The sequence below is a fragment of the Pseudomonas frederiksbergensis genome, from assembly GCF_001952935.1.
GTDB classification, from domain to species: domain Bacteria; phylum Pseudomonadota; class Gammaproteobacteria; order Pseudomonadales; family Pseudomonadaceae; genus Aquipseudomonas; species Aquipseudomonas frederiksbergensis.
In genome coordinates, this window is sequence record NZ_CP018319.1 from 3,477,983 (window position 1) to 3,496,338 (window position 18,356).

Genomic DNA, 18,356 nt, shown 5'->3' on the forward strand with positions numbered 1-18,356 from the left:
CCGCCGCGTCGCAAGGCAGACCTGGGGTGTCCAGAGGGGCAAAGCCCCTATGGCCCTAGCGGAGCGGTTGGAACCATCCTTGAGGGTTGTGTTGTTCCGGACCGATGCCTCACGAGCCAAGAACTGATCCGCCGCATATTCCAGCGCAGCCCAGTAGTTGGCGTCCTCGATTACCAGCTCGCCCTCGACAACTCTGTGCGCAATCATATTTCCACCCTCGGAATCCAAAGGCCACGCTTCACGAACTGCTTAAATGCGCCTTCGACGTACAGCGTCCCGGTACGCACCTGCCATGCTCGATAGCTCCATTTGATAGCAAGGATCGAGAAGGGCAGTGTCATCGACAAAATGCTGATGCAAGTTAGACCCACACTACCTGTTGCGAAGCTGTATAAAGCGATAAGCGGGCAAAGCGCGGCAAATACCCAGAAGATGCGCGATTGTCGCGTGTGTGACTTGATTAGGCCCGTCTGCTCTTCTTCACTCATGCCATTGAGTTGTGCACGCCCTTTTTTAGTGATGAGCGGAAGCAGAACCTCATTAATTGCTTTTTGGTTCTTTTGGGTAAATACCCCAAAGCCACAACCACCCGAACAAGTCCACGGATAAAGCGCGTTTTCGTCTGGCTCTGCGTCCTTGTGAACAAACATCACTCCCTTTTCACACATCGGGCAATGCGGGTTTCTAAGCGTGTCCATCATGTCTGTCAGGTGTTGGTGGTTCGACACGATGCTGCGCCATCCGAAGATTGAACGAGGCATTGTCCAGAACATGAATTTTGGTGTGTTTTTTACAACTGCTTTTGCTTTCTTCAAAATTTCCACTTCAAAGCACCTTACGCGCACGGCGGCGACGTTTCACAGTATTAGTCAGAACTTTTTCAGCTACAGCGATAAGCACTGCCATGATGTCCTGAGAGGGGATTTCTTCTACCTTACATCCTTGTTTCATGGTTCCGACCTCCGGGTCAGTGGTACAAATTACCGGCCCTTCCGGGCCGGATCATTACGGCGACGGGACGCTGTCATTCTTGTCATTCTTGTTATTTTGGGTTGCTGGCTTCGTGGCTTCTAACGTCTGATCCCACCACTTTTGCATGACAGATACAATGTGTGGCGAATGCTGTTGAAGCACAGGTTCATTAGCAGGTAGCTCACGGATATATTTACCATCTGACCAATTTTTAGACAGATTGGAGTAATGCAAAACAAGTTTAGTGATCGTAGCTTGTGGAGCATTTTTTAACGCTTCCATTGTGCTCATAGAAATAATGGAAAGGCTGGCTAGCGCATAATTTGCTTCTTGGATTGTTTCCCTTAGTTGCGCGTTCTCTTTCTGCAACGCCGCATAGCCCGCCTTCCATTTATTGTTTACCTCAATCCATTGGCTATTCGAATCTTCAAACCCTGCGTCATAACCTTCGTCACGGCCCTTTTGATATCCCTGTCTGCGGCCAATAACGACCCCAGTGGTTTCAGCGTTAAAGTCATAAGACATAGTTCTAGTCCCTTAAATAATTATCGGATTGTCATTGTTTGCATTGCTATCTCGGCCATTAGGCTTCGACGAAGCAAAGGATGGCGACCCTCCACCGAATCCGCTAGGCCCTTCATCAGCAGCCCCGGACGGGGCAACCCCCTGTGGGCCGAAACTGAGCACCTTAGGTGCACTGCTCGGGCTACCGCCACGACCGCCACCGCTATCGCTGCCTTCGTGTTGAAGGCCTGACGTGCCTCCACCGGGAATTGGCTTTCTCCCGCCACCGCCGCCACCCAAGCCGCTTGGGCCATATTTCTCTGTGTAAGAGCGCATCTCACCCGTGGCCTGCGTAGACCCCATAGAGTCGATGCCGATGCCGATCCGTTTCAAGACCTCATCCGGCAAAGTCTGCGAAAGCCCAAAGATCATGTAGATGACAGGCAGCAATAACAGGCCGTACATGATGAGCCAGTTGCGCCATTGGAAGAACTCAACAAACCAGCCCAAAGATTCCGCACTGGTCACGTTAGCCGTGCGCATCGCCCAAAACGCTTTGCTGATATATAACAGGACCGGATTTGCTATTGCCATAGCTGCAAACAAACCCAAAACAATCAACACAGGTCGAGCAAACAGCGACAGCAGCATTAAATAGCCTTGGGTCTGCGAACCAACAAACGAACGCTCAGGCGTCATGTGCATCAGCGCCCACAGTGGCGCGGCTACAACTGATTGCAGAACGCCAAGAACCCACCCGACCACAGCAATAATGAAAATTGTATAGGGTAGGGATGGCAGAAAAACACCAAAGTAAAACGCTAACAGTCCTACCCAGCTAGCGACTTCAACGAGTGGCGTTAAGAAATTATAGATTACCCATTCAAGCAATGTATCAGCCAACGGCGTTGCATCAATACTAGTTCCGAAAAACGATACTGAGCCAACCCCAGCAGCTACCGCTTTAGCGCCTGATAGAGCGGTATGCACGATGCGATTTGTTGCTATAGCGGACGCCTGCATGAGTGCCAGAACATCACCAGTGGTCTTGATCCGGGCAATTGCATCAACATCACCGTCCGTACCAATTAGCGTGGCTGTAACTCGCTCCATGCCCCAGCCGATAAAGTTGCTCATGATGCTGTCGCCGCGACTACCCAAGGTGTCGATGTTCAAATCATCCAGCGATGCCGGAGCTAAAGCCGCTTTAATATCTGCTGCATTGGGCGTTACGGGCTGTTTGTAGCTTGAACCATCAAGCGACTTACTAATGATCGCCTGATAAACCGTTTGATAACTGCTCAATGCCAACTGGCCCGCAGCATCTCTAGGCAACATATTGAGGTTTGGCTGCGTTGCAACAGCTACAGGCTCCGCAAACATAGCCCCCATCTCTTGCCGAATACCAGAGAGGCGCTGATAAAAGCCCCCACCCATCGCCCAGCCGTCTTTAGTCACATCATCGACGTACTGCTTCATGATTTGTTGAAGCGTCGTATCGTTCGCCATTTGCGACGTTAGATTTTGAGTAAGCGTATTTTGGGCTTGGTTAATAATAGTATTGAAGCGGTCGCTTTTAACGGTATCCCAGCCAGTCTGAGTTAGGTCACTGGGCCAAGTGTTCACCCACGTATCAATATCGGCCATAACCTTGTTCATGGCGGCTATCTTAGCGTTCAGCGTGGCATGTCGCACCGCCTGCATAGCGGCTTTGTTGCTGGTAATCATAGCGGGGTCGAAAATAGAACCCGTGGAGGTCGAGGTTGTCACCAGCTCCGCAGGAACGCTAAAGCTATAGACCTTGATCGACCCACAAATTGGGGTGCCACCGCCAAGGTTGGTGGCCGCATTGCGATCCTTAACGAGATAGGTCGCAGCCTGTCGCCCTACGCCGTCATCCACCTTGGAGTCAGGCGTGGAAAGCGCCTGTACAGCAGTAGGCTGGTCAAGCGAGCCGTAAATGGCATTCAGCGACCGAGCGCACCAGCTCGACGCCAAATAGGCTTGGCCGAACTGGCGAATGTCGTACAACGGATAGTTGGGGTTAGGCTTCGCGCCGCGGCCAAACCCAAGCTGGCTGCTAACACTGCTGAGTGAGCCGTTAACGATCCCGTTTTCAACACCGGCTTTAAACACACCGTTGGCAAAGCCAATGCCCCAAAGTCCAATCGTCAGCACGATGATCTGGATAAATGAATAGCCGCTTGATGCGGGCAGTAAGGCCCCGCCGCCGAACACGATACGCAGCGGAGTCCAAAGCGTACTCCATGCCTTGCCCATCGCTTCGCCTTCATTGGCCGTATTCGCGACCCCGACAAAGGCAATATATGAAACGAACAATGAAGCCAGCACCATCAGGCCCGAGTTGTATTGCACAAACATCGAAGCCAGCACGTTAGAGCTTGCCGTAACGGTTTCCGGGTCGCTGCCTTGCGCTAAAGCCTCAATGACCGGCCCAAAGATCGCTTGAAGCACTCCAACACTTGCGTCTGAGCAACTGCTCGCGCCGTCCGTGGTGTCGCACGGTGAAAAGGGCATGCCTGCCATTTGTAGAGCCTCGTGGGAAATTTACAATTAAGTCTATATGTCAAAAACCTCCTTTAAAATACGGGCCAAATTCGCACATGGACTATAGTCCATAACTTTTCATTAACTAGCTGATCTTATTGGTTAAAATATATTTTCAGTAGCGCGAATAGACGCTAAAAAAGGCGATCACAATAATGTTTATTAAAAGCTGGGCATAACTTAGACTCGGGGCGTTCACGAACTTGCTAGCAGAGATGGCAAAATTGAGATTTAAGCTCAAGTACCAAGACAGCAAAACACTAGGCATCCAGTACATCGGCAACCCTGTGACTTGTTTTCGCCTCCTGAATGAAACGACAAAAGGCGGCAATCAAAAGCAAAGCTACGTCTGCACAATTAGTCGATGGGACACCGAGCTACCGGAGCATGCTGTCCGGTTACTGACAGAGGTTGAAATAGGGGAGTGGAAAGCGTGGAAGAAGTCTCACGATGCTGGATTCAGACGCAAGCAACTTGAGGCTTCGCTGGATGCCTTGCCGCTCACACTGCGGTATGCGGCGGCGGCGCTGGCTGAGAGCGCACCTACCGCCAATGAGGTGCAAAAGGCCGCCATCTGGTCGGCCCTGGACGCATTCACACGAGCCTTGGAAAAGGCCGGAGTGGAGCGACCACCACGAGGGCGCGGTCGCCCGCCTGCACTAGACCTACCTGCGCCAGAAGAGGGGCTGCCCATAATGTCTAACCTCGATCAGCTCGGCTCCCCACTTGAGTGTGCCTACCGCTCCCTCGTAGAACGCTACAAGGCCTTACAAGCGCGAAGTAAGCTCTCCAACGAAAACGACGACATTGCTTAGCGGCCACGACGGGTGTTCAGTTGCTCGCGCATCCATTGACCATCCCGCCTCATCTCTGCTCGCAGTTCATCGACCTGTTCAGGCAGCAGCGAAAACAACGACCGCAAGGGCGGCTCTTTGGTCGTGCGCTGACCATCTACCCTTTCCGGGTCGAACTGCTCTCTGTCCAAGGTCATACCGTATACCTCTACATATTCAAAATGTGCCGGGCACTCACGACCCCAAGGATCGTGCACCCATAAATCACCGAGACCGTTCCGGATGACGTAATACGCGCCGGGATCGTTCCGCACCATGAGCGGCAGAACAGCGTGGAACTCCTGCGCGTCCGGGTCGAACCGCCATGCATACTTCATTCTTTCTAACATGATCCCGCCCTCATATATCCAAGTCCGGCGTGTCTCGGTCGAGTAAGTTCTGACGCTCCTGCTCCTGCTCTTCCTGTCGCTGCTGCAATCGCTGAGCCTCGGCTTGTCGAGCGGCTCGCTGATCGTGCTGGCTCGGTGGAGGCTCGCTGTCTAGGTGAAAATCCATCAGTGTCTGCCTCGCATAATCGCGCATCTCTGTCCAATCAATGACCGATGAATCGTGTTCTATGATCGCCCGGTTCCAAGCATCATCTCTAAATTTAACGGCATCGGGATGATTACTATTTAAGTGCTCGCGCCGCACCGCCAATGGCCGGGTCACATTCTTGTCAAAATCTTCGTCCCACTGCATGGCCTTGCCTTTCGCCATATGTCGACCAATAAAGCCGCCCGCCTTCTCCGGGTCTGGACGTTCGCCCAATGACTCCCGGAATGTATAATCCAGCTTAGACCGATACCGAATTATGTCGGCATCGATTGCTTCCATCTCTACATAGTCACGGACTGGCCGGACCGGCTCCCTTGCTGATAGAACTTGTTTTGCGGCCTCTCGCATCATTTCAGGCTGCTGGGTTGCTATCTTGGCCTCCGCCTGCGTCCACAAAACATCGACCTGCTTTTGATCTTCCACAACACGCTGCCGCTTTTGATCTATATCGGCCTTGATAGCGTCCTTACGCCGTTGCTCAAGCTCAGGATCTGCAAACCGTACGTCTAGCCGCCGCTCAGCCGCCACCGCAAGTACACGATCCGAAAACTCTTGATCACCATGCACGACTACAGCGCCGAATTTTTCCTTGGCGAGCAGCAATCCGACCTCGATGCTGTCCGCATCGCTATGGCTGGCGTTGTTGAAGGTGATGCGCTGGCCTTCATCACGGAAGGCAACCAGGTTATTGACTGAGTAGTTGACGGCACCAGTAGACCGATCGATAGTCCACGTCACGCGATCAGAGAGCCCTACAGGCTGCGTAACCTGAATGTCGCTGTCAGAAGCTGACATGAAGTACGGCTGCTGCGCGTTAGTCATTTCTGGCTGCTGCAGTTGCTTACCCTTGCGCTTGTCTGCGTAGGCGAAACCACGAAGCTGTGCAATCGCCGCAGGATTACCAAACTCGGCGAGGTCCGCGACCCATTCCCTGTAAGACGGTGACTTTTCTCGCCTGAGGCTAGAGTTCTCAGCCTTAAATGTTTCGTTGAGCTCCTTACGGCGTAAGGCAACTTCAAATGCCAACACCGACAGAAGTGCCTTGCGCTGCTTGCTATCCAATCCGTTTGAGCGGATAGCATCACGATCAGTCTTGTGCGTTGATGTGAGAGCTTTGCGCCGCGCCTTCTGATTAAGGGATAGCTCCAATTTCACCGGGGCTTTCGCAATTTTCCATTGAGCAATGAAGACATCATATTTTCCACGAAGAATTTCACGCTCTTTGGCTCGTAAGTCTCGGCTGTTTGCACGGTTTTCCGGATCACGCAGCGAGCGATATTTGCTGTATGTATGCCTGTATTCTGGCACCGGATAAACTTTTTCAATCCCAACCGGCGAAAATGCACCAAGCAGCTTGATAAGTTTGCCGCCGCCCAACCCGATGGCCGATGCCTTAATTGGCGCTTGAGTTGGATCTAGCATCGACGCGACATAGAAAGCGTTGTTGCGATCATTGGCTGGCCTAAGCTCAAGGCCATTAGCGGCCAAGACGGAATGCAATCCCTGCCATGAAGCTTTATCCGATCTCAGTAAATTGCTTGCATCCTTCTTTGGCTTACCCCTGGCATACGCGGAAAGGGATTCGTTGCCCGTATGAATTTCGAACTGTCTCGCTTTTTCCGGTAAGTCCGCGCGTTTTCCTTCACGCGCTTTAAGCCGTTCTGCTCTGCTCGCATGTGCCCAATCTATAGTCTTCTTACCTTCTACCTCCTTAACAGCAAACGGTCCGTTAGTGTGACTCCAACCCTGGTCGATCTCGATCTGACGCATGGCCTTATCCAGAGCAAATTTTGTATACGACATTCTTGGTACCTTGCGACGCTCTGGATGTACCTTGTTCACCATCACATGCAGGTGAACATTATCCGTATCTCTATGCACCGCAGAAAGGTATTGATGTTCCTCTAGCCCAATAGCGTTTAAAGCAAATTGCCCAGCATCAAACGCTTGTTTGTCCGTTGGGTTCTCGTGGCTTGCCCAGCTTAATACCAAATGCATTACTGGGTCCTTTGTACGCGTACTGTGCACGGATGCTCCCCACATCTCAATCCACGCGGTCCTTACAGACAAACAGTTAGTTTGTACTGAAACAGCACCAGTAATGATCTCGCCTGTTTCTGGATCAGGGCCGCTTCTTAAGCTATTAATATAACTACAAAGACTACGAAAACTTGTCTTTCCATCGCCACGACGCCCACCGATTTTAGCGATCATCGTCGTCGGCTTCCTCGACATCTGGCGCTATACGCTGAAGCGCACTAATCGCCTCATTAACAGCGGCCTGCACTGCAACTAAAATCTCTGCTGTCTGCGTTGAGTAAGCCCCTCCGCTGTTATTATATAGCTCCTTTTGCAGGCCGCCCAAGCTTCTCAGCTGCGCTGCAAATCGCTCAATGTCTGCACACAGAATTCGGTCTGATTGGTTTCGAATACGCCTGCCGAGACCTGCGCAACGAATATACATAGATAAAGATATTCCCGCTGATTCCGCTTTCTTTTTGAGTAGCTCTGATTCTTCGGGCAAACAACGAGTGTGAACAACAACAGTTCGCTTACGTGTACTTGAACCGGAACGACCACTAGAGGCCATAGCAACTCCGCTTTTAATGGCCGCATAGCGGCTGGGGTCTCGGGGCGCAGCCCTGAGCAAGGCAGGTTAGTGGGGATGACGAGCGCAGCGAGGAAAGCCCACGGTGAGATACCCGCACGAAGTGCGCGGTAGCTCAAACCACACCTTGTCCTCAATCAATCATCATGACTCACCACGGAGAAGGTAACTTAGAGTTTCTATATGGGCAAATATAGCTAGACGCCTAGAAAGCAGAATATTTCTACACAATGCTGACACTATAAAGCCACAGAGTTGCCGCTATGTAAACACAGTCTCGCCCCACAGTTGCCACGTTACTACCATACGGTTGCCACATTGTTAACACGCTATCTACCACATAATTACCAACTAGTTAGCACAATGTCACCACACTGCTAACACTATTCACATGGCGGTATATGCGCAGGAATTTTTGGTTGTTTTATAAATTAACTAGGCTCTACACAAAAAATAGAGTGCTTTTTACTGGAGAAGGTTGATCAACCTTTAGAATTCCGCGTGGTTTCCGATGCGCCCCATAGGGGCTTTGCCCCTCTGGACTCCCCACACTCGCCCGCGTGGCGTCGGGAGCCAGGGATAGAAGCGTTCCCTGTCCCCCTAGCGAAGGCTATTAGCTTCGAACGCGTCAAGGGGCCGAGTCCTCGCCCCTTCGGTGCTGTGGGCCGCACCAACCCCTTGACTCGCCCTGCGTTCATCGACGGTCTAACGGCAGCGGTCCATGATGGCCCCAAACCAACCAAGTATTTCGCTATGGGGATCTTGCTCAGCTAAGCGCTGCATCGTCATGTGTTTAGCTGTATTCTTGTTCAACCTCCGCTTGGCCGTTCTATCGTTTACTCCCATAGCGTTCCCCACTAAGGTGGGCACGTCGCAGGTATCAGTGAACTGTATTCGTATGTTTAGGCTCTCTTGGATCGCATCAACGTGCAGATAGTTTTCTGCTTCACGTTTGCTCGTTATAAATGCAATAGAGCCGTCGTTTCGTGCGTTTACTGCATCGGCGGTAGCTTGATACTTTGGTGGGGTGTTGGTATCTCGGTCATATATATGGACCTCTGGTTTTCCGATATTTTTTAGGTAATGCCCATTAACCCAGTCTCGAAGTGTATCTCCCCCTAGTGGTAGCAGTACTATCCTTGGGTCATTATCGAAGTCGGGTACAACGACTCCTTCAGAAGCAAGCGATGACGAAAGGTTTTTAAAAAAAGCAATATCATTGGGGCCCTCTACACAGACAATAACCTGTGCTCTACTGTCAGGTAATACGCCCAAGTCTTTTGCGATAGAGCGATACATTCCGTCTGAGCTAGAATTTATTGTTATTTCGCCTTCATGATCTCGATAAATGTGCCTGAGAGTCTCGACTGGTAGCTGTTCGGCAAGTGCCGGTACGTGTGTTGAAATTATTATCTGGCAGCCCTTTTTTTCCGCCATCTCCGAAAATGCTTCAACAAGTAATTTCTGCTTGTCAGGGTGCTGTGATGTCTCCGGTTCTTCGATTGCATAAATGACTCCCCGGTCTCGGTACTCGCGTTTTATTCTTTCTGCTTCGGCCTTGAAAAAGCTAATTAAGACTAAGCGCCTAACTCCGCTTCCTCGTTTGTTGATTGGAATATTATCCTCACCCGCTAGGGATAATTTAAATATTCCCTCCCACTTGGGGTCAGCTTTGAATTCAGGAGTTAACGATAGAGCCAGTTCAGGGTCGAGATCACTAAGGTGGCTGAGCGTGTTGTTGGCAACTGCTAGTGCTCTGTCTCTTACCTGATCTTTAACAGCTTCGAGCTGAGGTGCAATATCCTCAAGCGCCTGAGATATTGCTACTTTCATGGGGTCTTGAACTTCAGATTCTTCGTCAGTGCTAGGTCTGTCAGCTCTAAAAAGAGCGAAGTGAGGGAGGTGATTCTGGATTTTTTCTAATATTTCTTTCCCGTCTTCTTTGTTTAACGATACGTTTTGCTCTTTTAATTTGAGGTCGCCAGTTGCTATGTAAATTGCAGACCTCAGGCTGACATTGGATCTATTGTCTTCGGCTTGGATGTTCAGGGATTGCGCTAGGGATTTGAGTTCTTCATTTTTCTTAAGTAGAATTCCCTTCGCGTTTTTGGCTGACGGATGCAAGCATGTAGCTACAAAAGCCCCGGCACCTTTACCCTTGCTGAATACTCTCGATAGAGAAAGTGTGCCCTCTGCTGTCAGCAAGTACTCTCCTGCCAAGCTTGTAGTAGAAGTAGCATCTAATACAAGCTCGTCTGGCAGCTCGTCGAAGGTGCAGGTTATTGCAACATCTTCATTCTCGCCAGCATATACGCACTTGTCTCCAGGTTCATATTTGCATAACTTATGGCCGAAAAATATACCTAAGGCATCTAATATAGTTGTTTTTCCAACGTCGTTTCGACCAATTAGCGCGGTCATATCATTAAATGTTATTTCTTTTTGTTCTTGGTATGATCTGAAATTTTTGATTTTTAACGATTTTAATCTCATAACTATTCCATGTTTGTTGAGTAACTAATGATTGTAATAACGGGCTGGCCGGGCAGGTTTTGCTTAATGACGATAGCTAAAAGCCACTGATCTGTCGAAGGTACGAGCGTAGTCAGCACTTCAACGTAGGTAAGGGGGCGTGCTCAAGAGCAACAAGCATTTACGTACAAGATATTCGATTTTTTTTGGCCGTGAGGGGATCACTTTCAGTTAGCTCATCACCATCAGCGATTTGTAGGAGTCGCGACCTCGTTGTCACTGTGCGCACTGCGCAGCTGTCGCGACCCAGGTTACGCTCGGTTTAGTACGTATTCGGTAATGAGGGCGGAGCTCTGTGTCAGATCTTTCTGTCTCGTACTGCAGCTACTTGTTTTTTCTATCCGAAAAAAACTAAAAGAAAGTTACAAGAGGGGGAGGTGGGTGAGCTGAAGCCCTTGCAATCTAAGGGCTCCAGCGCCGTCGACGGAGATAGGGTGGGAGCGATTTCACGTCCTTCGGGACCGATATCACGCTCTGCCGGGATCGATTTCACGTTGTCCGTTGTGGATAAGTCCTGCTTTTCCCAGCAATTACTGGCTGCGGTCAGATACGTATTTTGGGAGCGATTTCACGCGCACGATTCTGGAGCGGGGGGCGTGTTTGGGCAGATCAACCAAAGTGCCTTTACAGACGCTCAAGTCTTGCATTCGTCCAAAAAAGTGAGCTACCGTCGTCGTTGCGCTAGTGCGGCGCATTGAAACCCGAGAGGGACGCACTGCTGTCCTGATGGCTCTGCATAGTTGAAATTCTTTTTCACTGCGAGCCGATTTTTACCACCGTAAGGTGCCCGTAGTGGGCGTCAAGGGGCGAAATATGGCGATTTCTTTGATTCGCAGTCTCACTGCTTCTGTCATTCGTAACGTATCGGCGTTAAAGCGCGATGCCAAACGTCTTCAAAAGCACTCCCAACTCGTATTTGGAACAGAGTACCCGCTCAAGGTTTGCCAGCATGCAGTGGCCGTTTCGCGCGGGTTCCGTTCGCTCGCTGATGTCGAAAACCTAGCTCACCGCCTTGGCATGGATAAAGAAGCGCCTTTCTGGACGATTCTTGGCCGCAACGATACGCACCAGGATGTACTAAATGCGCTGTATCGGTTGAACCTTGAATATACGGAGAACGGCCCCGTAGTGTTCACTGGCGGGCAGATACACTCGGTGCTTCCGGCTCTGGTTCTTTTTCTTGAGCAAATGAGCCTCAAAAAACTGCCAGGCCTAATCCTTGTGGAGACAGAGGCTCCCTCAATTCAGGACACGTTCATCTTCGATGGAATTAAGAAGCTTGGGGTTGAGGAGGTGCTTGAAGGGTTCCGTTCGTTAGACTTGCGCGACCGGAATCTTCCAGTATCGCTTAGCACCGAAGCCAGGTGGTGGGCCAAAGCGATCACCGATGTACTGCCGAAAGATCTACAGACCGCGCTGCAGCAGAGTGGGTGGGAAGCAGGGCTGGAAGTTAGCGCTTACGAGAACGCCAAATCGCGTAATCAGGTACATAACTCAAAAGATTTTGAGGTCATCCCGTTCTATTCGGTGAAAGAGGCTGCATTCCAACTCGCCTTAGGAAAATCATGGCCACTATGGATAAGCGAAGATGCTGCGCGGCAGACCTCTGCAATCGGTGCATGTCCGCCAGAACTTCATAAGGAATCAAAGGACATCGTACTTGACCTTATTAAGGCATTGGATAGTCGCAATTTCGGGCTCGGGGTGTCGAGCGAGCACGAAAGTCGGTGGCGCCCATACGTCGTTCTCTTCTCAAGAAACGATCCGGCCAGCGAGGTGCTTGCAGGCGTAGTCCGCTCGTACTTCTCTTGGCGACAGAGTCGAGACCAGCGCTCGCCCGTGCTTTACGTGTCCGACGGAGCTACACCCTATGCGCCTCGGTTCCTATGCTTCGGTGAGCATACCGCAGTGGTAAACGGCCTCGACTCTATTCCTGTGGGCGATGGTCCCGGGGAGTTTTTCGGATACAAAAATGCACTGAAGGTGGTGGGTACTCCGGATGGACTTCAGTACATGGGCAAGCGAGTCCCATTGGTGTAAGTGTCGTCCCGGTAGTCGGCGCAATGTGTCCATCTCATTGAGGTGGACACATTGATAGCTCCTGCAAGCGGATCGTCAGACGCCATCATCTGAACTGCTATTTCGTATGCGCTAGGGCTGCATTTTTATCCGGTGGTATATGTAGCTGGGCGGGAGTCAGTTTGACGTGCTCACGGTAGATCTCCACATGGGGGCGGGCCTCTGGGTAGAACAACAGGGCTTCGTCGAGACGCCTAATAAAAATTTTCTTGAAATCACGAGCGCCTTGCTTGTCCGTTGCGTAATTGGCACCAAATTGCCTACGCAAACTTGAGATCGGAATCTTGATTTCTGTTCTTTTAGATTTCCGTAACGTGTACATCCTGTAGACAAGCCAGACGTAGATATCCATAGCTAGCGGGGAATGTCTCAGGCTTTGCAACGCTTCCATTTTCAGCGGAACCGGGGCGCTCATGATTGCATCGAAGAAGTCTGTACTTAGTGTGAGAGTGCTCTCCCATTTCTCGCAGTCTAGTGCTCTAGCATCCCAAAAGAAAAACGCTTGCTTTGCTACAATCATATTTTCAATTGTGACTGCGCCGCTGTTGCTTCCAGTGACTGAAATCACCGATCTTACCAGCCTTAATGTCTGCTCTTTAAGTTTGCTGATGTATCGACCGTCGTTATGCAGTCCCAATTTTTTAAGGAAGGCCGACTGTGATTTACCCAGCCCTATCACGGGGCTTTGGGTTTTGACTGCTTCGGTACAAATCCAAGCCAGTAGCAATCTCGGTAAGCTTCCATACGGCACTCCGATATGTGGAGGTGCCGAAATCGACAACTTCAGCCATTCCGTACCGCGTTCAAAATAATGAATACCAGGATCGCTATGAGGAAACGTTGCTTGTACTAGAAAACGGGTCGTGAACGCTGTCGGGCCCGGTTTCGTTCTCTGAGTAGCTTCCATACGAGTTGCGTCATTCATCATGCGGAGCAAGCGGGGGTTAAGCTCCCAAGATATTTCATCCAGAGCATTGTCTTTGGCGAGGCTCATTGTTACCTCAGCGCACAGCTTGCGTTAGTCGTAGCTCACATTTACGGCTTAACCACGCTGACACCTCCGCCTCAATCCAACCGACGGCTCTCCTACCTAGTGGTACTGGTCTTGGAAAGCTTCCGTTGTTTATCAGGAAGTAGATCCCTGACTTAGTCAGACCGGTACGCTTTTCAACCTGTGGCCTACGGAGAATTACAATCGCGTTTGGATCGTTGCTCTGTTCCATGCTCAACCTCACTGAACTGCTATGAACTGTCGGATGACCATAAGCAGGTGGGTTGTTTTGAGAGAGAACGAGTTACCTAGGTTTCTTGTTTCTTGGAGAGGGTCGCACTGAGGGCGCGACCAGCCATGAGGACGCCATCGAGGTGACAGCTCAGCACCTTGGATTTATTGGCCCCGCGATCTTGTCCCTACCTGACCCTACAAACTTGGGAATGGCCTGTCGCCATGCTCGCAGGCAACCGATCTAGGCCCGAAATCTCTTGTGAACGCTTGTAGAACCTTATTGACGCTTGTGGAATCGTTATTTATGGTTGTCCTCAGTGACTGTATCTAGTGGAACCCGCAGGTTAGGTCTCTCAACCAGACCCGCAAAAGAAAACCGCCCCTCAGGCGGTTTTTTTTGCCTCGATTTGGAGTGGCTAGGCGAGCACAAGTACAGTAAGCGTCTAGCCAAGTCACCTACTTGATCCCAGCCGTAAGGGCGATGTTGTCCACCTAAAAAATAGGCGACATCATCGGCCTTAATGCTGGGATTTAGAAGATGTGTTCTCTTGTCCCTTACAATAGGCCTAGTTCGTCGTAAGCCATGAACCCCGTGGTGCCCATGCGAGCCATAGAACTCAATCACCTCGACGGAAAGCTTCCTCGGCTGGTAACAGGGGAATCTTCACAGGTCTGGACATGTCGACGCTAAAACTCTTGAGCTTGAGATTACGGCTGTTTGCTTTGGACACCTCGGGGTAGCTCTTTTGAGTCCAGGCATTCCACGCAGCCACGCCCATCGCCATTTGCAGCGAGTAATCGAGGGAGTTGAATCCGGGGATAAAGGGTTCGTCAGACTTGAGGTTGCGGTAATACAGCGCTACCGCCGCCTCGTTCACCCTGCATCCGGCCAATCGCTCGTAGGTTTCATTATTCACGTCGGAAAGTTTAACTGCTTTCAAGCAACTGTCTTGAGGACTTGGGTTGAAGCCCGGCCCGGGCTCTCCCCGAGTGTCCATGGCACGGCTATGACAGCTCATACAGCTGGAAAGCGGGCTGTCGACCGGCCCATTCATACGGCCTAAATAGCCCATCTGATCGTCTGGGGCACGGTTCGCGAAAATTGCCTTGGCTTCTGGGTTGATCCAGCTCTCCTCAGGGCGCTTGCCTGCCTGGTAGTCGGCGTAAGTTAGGTTTGGGGAATTTCCCCATTCTAGACCCACGGGAATCAGGTTATCCCAGTAACTGGCGGCGTTTCGATCGCCGTTGAATACGAATGTACCGAATACCCAGCCGCTGTGGGTGGCATCACCCTGTTCCTTTGTAAGCGTCCAGCGAAGTCACCTTCCTAACGCCTGCGCAGCGGGCATGAGTGCCTAGCTACATAAATGCGTCATCTGTCGACCGAAGGCGACTGGACTACCAATCGCCAAGGGTCGATTTTTCGCAGATGCAGCTAGCGAAGCGCACGACACTCAAGATCCTTGAGGTCGGTCAGATCTACCAACTGCTTGCGCATAGGCACGCATGCCAATTGGAGCCCGGAGGGGGAGTTGTAAACAGCTTGGGCGCTTCCGGTGAAGCCACAGCGCTGATAAAAATTTTCAGCATTCAGCGTGGCTTCAAGGTGGATCTCAGCAAGTCCCGCCTTTCGTGCTAAATGCTCAAGATGAGTGACCATCTTTTTACCTATGCCTTGGCCCATGAACTTGGGTAACACGAAGATTGCCTCCAGTTCCCCGCTCTGGAGATTTATCAGCCCTGTAGCCACAGGAAGTCCATTGACGCACGCCAAGTGATAATCTTCTTCCACCCAGGATCTGTATTTATCCGTGAGTGGAACGCAAGTCCAAGCCACCACTTGAGCATTCGTGTAAACGGTGCTGCATTGGTTCTGAATTGCCTGAAAGCGGATATCGAATGCTGCCTCAGCATCACAACGCTCGGCTCGACGAATCTGCAACATCTTCACTCTCCTGAGATAGGCCATTCTGAACGGAGAATGAAAAAGCCCCGTCCATTCCTGGCGGGGCTTTAGTCAATGCACCTAGTACCTACGCGCGCATCACCTTATGGCCCGCCAAAGGCGGTCATCAAGGTGTGCATCATGTTCAGTCGGTAGGTAATAGTCATTGATTTATAGTCGGGGGATTTATCTCGACTGTCAATATTGGCGCCTATAAACCTATGCATGCTGTCGAGCAGGCGTCCACCGGTGTGGCAGCAACTCTGTAATTTCACTCGCCCGATGCGTCGGCAGTCGCATCAGCACATCTTTGAGATAGGCATACGGATCATGCCCATTCATGCGTGCCGACTGGATCAGGCTCATGATGGCCGCCGCCCGTTTGCCGCTTCGTAGCGACCCTGCGAAGAGCCAGTTCTTGCGTCCAAGAGCCCATGGCCGAATCTGATTCTCGGCCCAATTGTTGTCAATGGGTACGGCCCCGTCATCGAGGTAGCGCGATAGCGCTGCCCAGCGTTTCAGGCTGTAATCCAGTGCTTTGCTGATAGCCGAACCTTCGGGCACAAGATCACGCTGGGCGATCATCCAGGCATGCAGCATATCCATCACCGGCACCGCCTTTTCTTGCCGTATTCGACGGCGTAAATCCGGTTTCTGGTATCGGACTTCACTTTCGATTTCGTAAAGCAACTGGATGTAGCGCAGCGCCTGTTCGGCGAGCATGCTCTTGTTGGTGGCATGCAATTCGAAGAACTTGCGCCGTGCATGGGCCATGCAGCCGATCTCGGTCACGCCGAGTTCAAAGCTGGCCTTGTAACCGCCAAAATCATCACACACCAGCTTGCCCTTCCAGTCTTGCAGGAAGTTGCGAGCATGCTCACCGGCGCGGCTGGGGCTGAAGTCGTAGACGACAGCTGCTGTTTCGCAGAATTGGCTGGTGGCGTAGGCCCAGACATAAGAACGGTGGGTTTTCTTCGAGCCTGGCGCGAGCATCTGCACCGGTGTTTCATCCGCGTGGACGACCTCCTGGCCGAGCACTACGTCGCGCAGCGCATCGAACAGAGGCTGCAACTGCACGCCAGTAACGCCAACCCATTGAGCCAACGTTGAACGTGGAATCGCCAAGCCAGCTCGACCAAAGATCGACTCCTGCCGGTAAAGCGGCAGATGGTCAGCAAACTTCGCGATCATGACGTGAGCAAGTAGCCCAGCAGTCGGGATGCCCTTGTCGATGACCTGCGCCGGAACCGGCGCCTGGATCAGCGTTTCGCAGTCATCGCAGACCCACTTGCCACGAACATGACGCTCGACGATGAATACGCCGGGCGTGTAGTCGAGTTTCTCGCTGACGTCCTCACCGATGCGCTTGAGTGCGCAGCCACATGGGCAGTGAGTATTGCCCGGTTCGTGATGGATCAATGTGCGTGGAAACTCTGCCGGCAACGCAGTGCGCTTAGGCTTCCGCTTTTGCTCGGTCGGCGACGGAGCGGCTTGCAAGGCTTGAAGCTCTGCTTCAATCGCCGCGATATCGGTATCGATCAGGTCATCGAGCAAGCTGGCCTGCTGCGGATTCAGCTGCTCGCTGCGCTTGGCAAACTTCAAACGCTTGAGTTGTGCGATCTCGTGGGTCAGCTTCTCGATCACCGTTTGGTCACGGTTGATCTTCTGGCCCATCGTATCAACCGTCTTACCCAGCGTGTCGACTTGATGATCGAGAGTCTCGACACGCTGCATCAACTGCGCCGCCAACGCGCGCAGTTGTTCAGGATTCAGGTGGTCGAGATAGGGGAAAATCATGGTGCCGATTTTGCCAGAGCAGACAATTCGCGGCGATAGAGCGATAGGCTAATGGCAGCCGTTAAAGCAGTGTGATCGCGCTGCCGGAACCCGCGCGCTGCCATGGCAGGCCCAATACCAGGGCATGTAGTTGCTCGGTATCCAACTCCATTTCAGAGCCATGGCGAATGCCTGGCCAGTGGAACTTACCTTGGTTCAACCGGCGAGCAGCCAGCCAGATACCGAAGCCGTCATGCACCAGAACTTTCATACGAGTGGCGCGGCGGTTGGCGAACAGATAAGCACAGTGCGGTTTCGCCGCACCGAACACCGCGATCACTCTGGCCAGCGCAGTCTCGGTGCCTGCGCGCATGTCCATCGGCTCGGTGGCAAGCCAAATGGAGTCAATGCGGATCATCGCAGCAGGTCTCGAAGAAAGTTTGCGCAGGCAGCAGCACTTTCGGTCGGCCAATTCACTTTGACGGCGCCGCGCGGGTGTGGAATTTCGAGACAGATCATGGCTGAGGTGACATCCAGTCGTGACGCCGACGACGGCAATGTCATCGGAATAAAGGCAGGTTGCACGACAACACTATTTTGCGATTGCAGCCGAATCCACTTATGGACGAGATTCGCGTTGAGGCTATGGCTCAGTGCGACATTGGCAATTGAAGCGCCAGGCTGGGCACACTCTTGAATGACCTGGGTCTTGAAGGACTTGGAGTAGGAACGGCGTTGTGGCTGCATGAAATACCC

General features: G+C 51.8%; 16 protein-coding genes. 2 read left to right on the forward strand and 14 right to left on the reverse strand.

Annotation, left to right across the window (positions count from 1 at the left end; translation table 11 throughout):
* Positions 1-203 precede the first annotated feature (203 nt).
* The 3 genes from PFAS1_RS16140 to PFAS1_RS16150 all read right to left on the reverse strand — a co-directional run bounded on the left by PFAS1_RS16140 (position 204) and on the right by PFAS1_RS16150 (position 4,023).
* A complete protein-coding gene (locus tag PFAS1_RS16140; RefSeq protein ID WP_083671742.1) occupies positions 204-824 on the reverse strand; it encodes a hypothetical protein in 621 nt (206 codons plus the stop codon).
* A gap of 181 nt (positions 825-1,005) precedes the next feature.
* Positions 1,006-1,497, reverse strand: coding sequence for a FliH/SctL family protein (locus tag PFAS1_RS16145; RefSeq protein WP_076029784.1), 492 nt, complete (start codon positions 1,495-1,497; stop codon positions 1,006-1,008).
* Between the two features lie 12 nt (positions 1,498-1,509).
* Positions 1,510-4,023, reverse strand: a complete 2,514-nt coding sequence (locus PFAS1_RS16150; protein ID WP_076029785.1) for a DotA/TraY family protein — start codon at positions 4,021-4,023, stop codon at positions 1,510-1,512.
* Positions 4,024-4,259: 236 nt separating this feature from the next.
* Here PFAS1_RS16150 and PFAS1_RS16155 point away from each other — a divergent pair, with 236 nt between their 5' ends.
* Positions 4,260-4,859 (forward strand): hypothetical protein, encoded by a 600-nt coding sequence (locus PFAS1_RS16155; protein ID WP_232252137.1) that lies wholly within the window; start codon positions 4,260-4,262, stop codon positions 4,857-4,859.
* Here the strand turns inward: PFAS1_RS16155 and PFAS1_RS16160 are convergent.
* From PFAS1_RS16160 to PFAS1_RS16175, 4 genes are all read right to left on the reverse strand, one after another.
* The gene (locus PFAS1_RS16160; RefSeq protein WP_232252139.1) at positions 4,856-5,215 is read right to left on the reverse strand and encodes a hypothetical protein; all 360 of its coding nucleotides are present in this window, start codon (positions 5,213-5,215) and stop codon (positions 4,856-4,858) included. The two genes, PFAS1_RS16155 and PFAS1_RS16160, sit on opposite strands and share 4 nt — an antisense overlap.
* A gap of 22 nt (positions 5,216-5,237) precedes the next feature.
* Positions 5,238-7,649, reverse strand: a complete 2,412-nt coding sequence (traI, locus tag PFAS1_RS16165) for a TraI/MobA(P) family conjugative relaxase (protein ID WP_076029787.1) — start codon at positions 7,647-7,649, stop codon at positions 5,238-5,240.
* Positions 7,639-8,025, reverse strand: a complete 387-nt coding sequence (mobA, locus tag PFAS1_RS30415) for a plasmid mobilization protein MobA (protein WP_076029788.1) — start codon at positions 8,023-8,025, stop codon at positions 7,639-7,641. Before mobA ends, traI begins: the two co-directional genes overlap by 11 nt.
* Before the next feature lie 723 nt (positions 8,026-8,748).
* Complete coding sequence (locus PFAS1_RS16175; RefSeq protein WP_076029789.1) at positions 8,749-10,536, reverse strand: ATP-binding protein; 1,788 nt, start codon at positions 10,534-10,536, stop codon at positions 8,749-8,751.
* An 852-nt stretch (positions 10,537-11,388) separates the two neighbouring features.
* Between PFAS1_RS16175 and PFAS1_RS16180 the strand changes: the two genes are divergently transcribed.
* A complete protein-coding gene (locus PFAS1_RS16180) occupies positions 11,389-12,615 on the forward strand; it encodes a hypothetical protein (RefSeq protein ID WP_076031544.1) in 1,227 nt (408 codons plus the stop codon).
* 97 nt (positions 12,616-12,712) lie between these two features.
* Here PFAS1_RS16180 and PFAS1_RS16185 read toward each other — a convergent pair whose 3' ends face one another.
* The 7 genes from PFAS1_RS16185 to tnpA form a co-directional block, all read right to left on the reverse strand.
* Positions 12,713-13,648: a replication protein RepA gene (locus tag PFAS1_RS16185; protein ID WP_076029790.1), complete on the reverse strand. Its 936-nt coding sequence runs from the start codon at positions 13,646-13,648 to the stop codon at positions 12,713-12,715.
* Between the two features lie 7 nt (positions 13,649-13,655).
* Positions 13,656-13,877, reverse strand: coding sequence for an AlpA family phage regulatory protein (locus tag PFAS1_RS16190; RefSeq protein ID WP_076029791.1), 222 nt, complete (start codon positions 13,875-13,877; stop codon positions 13,656-13,658).
* A gap of 619 nt (positions 13,878-14,496) precedes the next feature.
* Positions 14,497-14,820, reverse strand: a complete 324-nt coding sequence (locus tag PFAS1_RS16195; protein WP_156886724.1) for a hypothetical protein — start codon at positions 14,818-14,820, stop codon at positions 14,497-14,499.
* Between the two features lie 494 nt (positions 14,821-15,314).
* Complete coding sequence (locus PFAS1_RS16200; protein WP_076028324.1) at positions 15,315-15,824, reverse strand: GNAT family N-acetyltransferase; 510 nt, start codon at positions 15,822-15,824, stop codon at positions 15,315-15,317.
* Between the two features lie 219 nt (positions 15,825-16,043).
* Positions 16,044-17,621: an IS66 family transposase gene (tnpC, locus tag PFAS1_RS16205; protein ID WP_076028325.1), complete on the reverse strand. Its 1,578-nt coding sequence runs from the start codon at positions 17,619-17,621 to the stop codon at positions 16,044-16,046.
* A gap of 61 nt (positions 17,622-17,682) precedes the next feature.
* Positions 17,683-18,018 (reverse strand): IS66 family insertion sequence element accessory protein TnpB, encoded by a 336-nt coding sequence (tnpB, locus tag PFAS1_RS29930; protein WP_076028326.1) that lies wholly within the window; start codon positions 18,016-18,018, stop codon positions 17,683-17,685.
* Positions 18,015-18,347, reverse strand: a complete 333-nt coding sequence (gene tnpA / locus PFAS1_RS16215; protein ID WP_076028327.1) for an IS66-like element accessory protein TnpA — start codon at positions 18,345-18,347, stop codon at positions 18,015-18,017. The genes tnpB and tnpA overlap by 4 nt, the downstream gene beginning before the upstream one ends.
* Between the last annotated feature and the right edge of the window lie 9 nt (positions 18,348-18,356).

Excerpts from the sequence above, each read along its gene's own strand:
- PFAS1_RS16150 (WP_076029785.1), bottom strand. The coding sequence starts at position 4,023 with ATGGCAGGCATGCCCTTTTCACCGTGCGACACCACGGACGGCGCGAGC.
- tnpC (WP_076028325.1), bottom strand. The coding sequence starts at position 17,621 with ATGATTTTCCCCTATCTCGACCACCTGAATCCTGAACAACTGCGCGCG.
- tnpA (WP_076028327.1), bottom strand. The coding sequence starts at position 18,347 with ATGCAGCCACAACGCCGTTCCTACTCCAAGTCCTTCAAGACCCAGGTC.
- PFAS1_RS16160 (WP_232252139.1), bottom strand. The coding sequence starts at position 5,215 with ATGAAGTATGCATGGCGGTTCGACCCGGACGCGCAGGAGTTCCACGCT.
- PFAS1_RS16185 (WP_076029790.1), bottom strand. The coding sequence starts at position 13,648 with ATGAGCCTCGCCAAAGACAATGCTCTGGATGAAATATCTTGGGAGCTT.
- PFAS1_RS16155 (WP_232252137.1), top strand. The coding sequence starts at position 4,260 with ATGGCAAAATTGAGATTTAAGCTCAAGTACCAAGACAGCAAAACACTA.
- mobA (WP_076029788.1), bottom strand. The coding sequence starts at position 8,025 with ATGGCCTCTAGTGGTCGTTCCGGTTCAAGTACACGTAAGCGAACTGTT.
- PFAS1_RS16200 (WP_076028324.1), bottom strand. The coding sequence starts at position 15,824 with ATGTTGCAGATTCGTCGAGCCGAGCGTTGTGATGCTGAGGCAGCATTC.
- PFAS1_RS16190 (WP_076029791.1), bottom strand. The coding sequence starts at position 13,877 with ATGGAACAGAGCAACGATCCAAACGCGATTGTAATTCTCCGTAGGCCA.
- PFAS1_RS16175 (WP_076029789.1), bottom strand. The coding sequence starts at position 10,536 with ATGAGATTAAAATCGTTAAAAATCAAAAATTTCAGATCATACCAAGAA.
- PFAS1_RS16180 (WP_076031544.1), top strand. The coding sequence starts at position 11,389 with ATGGCGATTTCTTTGATTCGCAGTCTCACTGCTTCTGTCATTCGTAAC.
- tnpB (WP_076028326.1), bottom strand. The coding sequence starts at position 18,018 with ATGATCCGCATTGACTCCATTTGGCTTGCCACCGAGCCGATGGACATG.
- traI (WP_076029787.1), bottom strand. The coding sequence starts at position 7,649 with ATGATCGCTAAAATCGGTGGGCGTCGTGGCGATGGAAAGACAAGTTTT.
- PFAS1_RS16145 (WP_076029784.1), bottom strand. The coding sequence starts at position 1,497 with ATGTCTTATGACTTTAACGCTGAAACCACTGGGGTCGTTATTGGCCGC.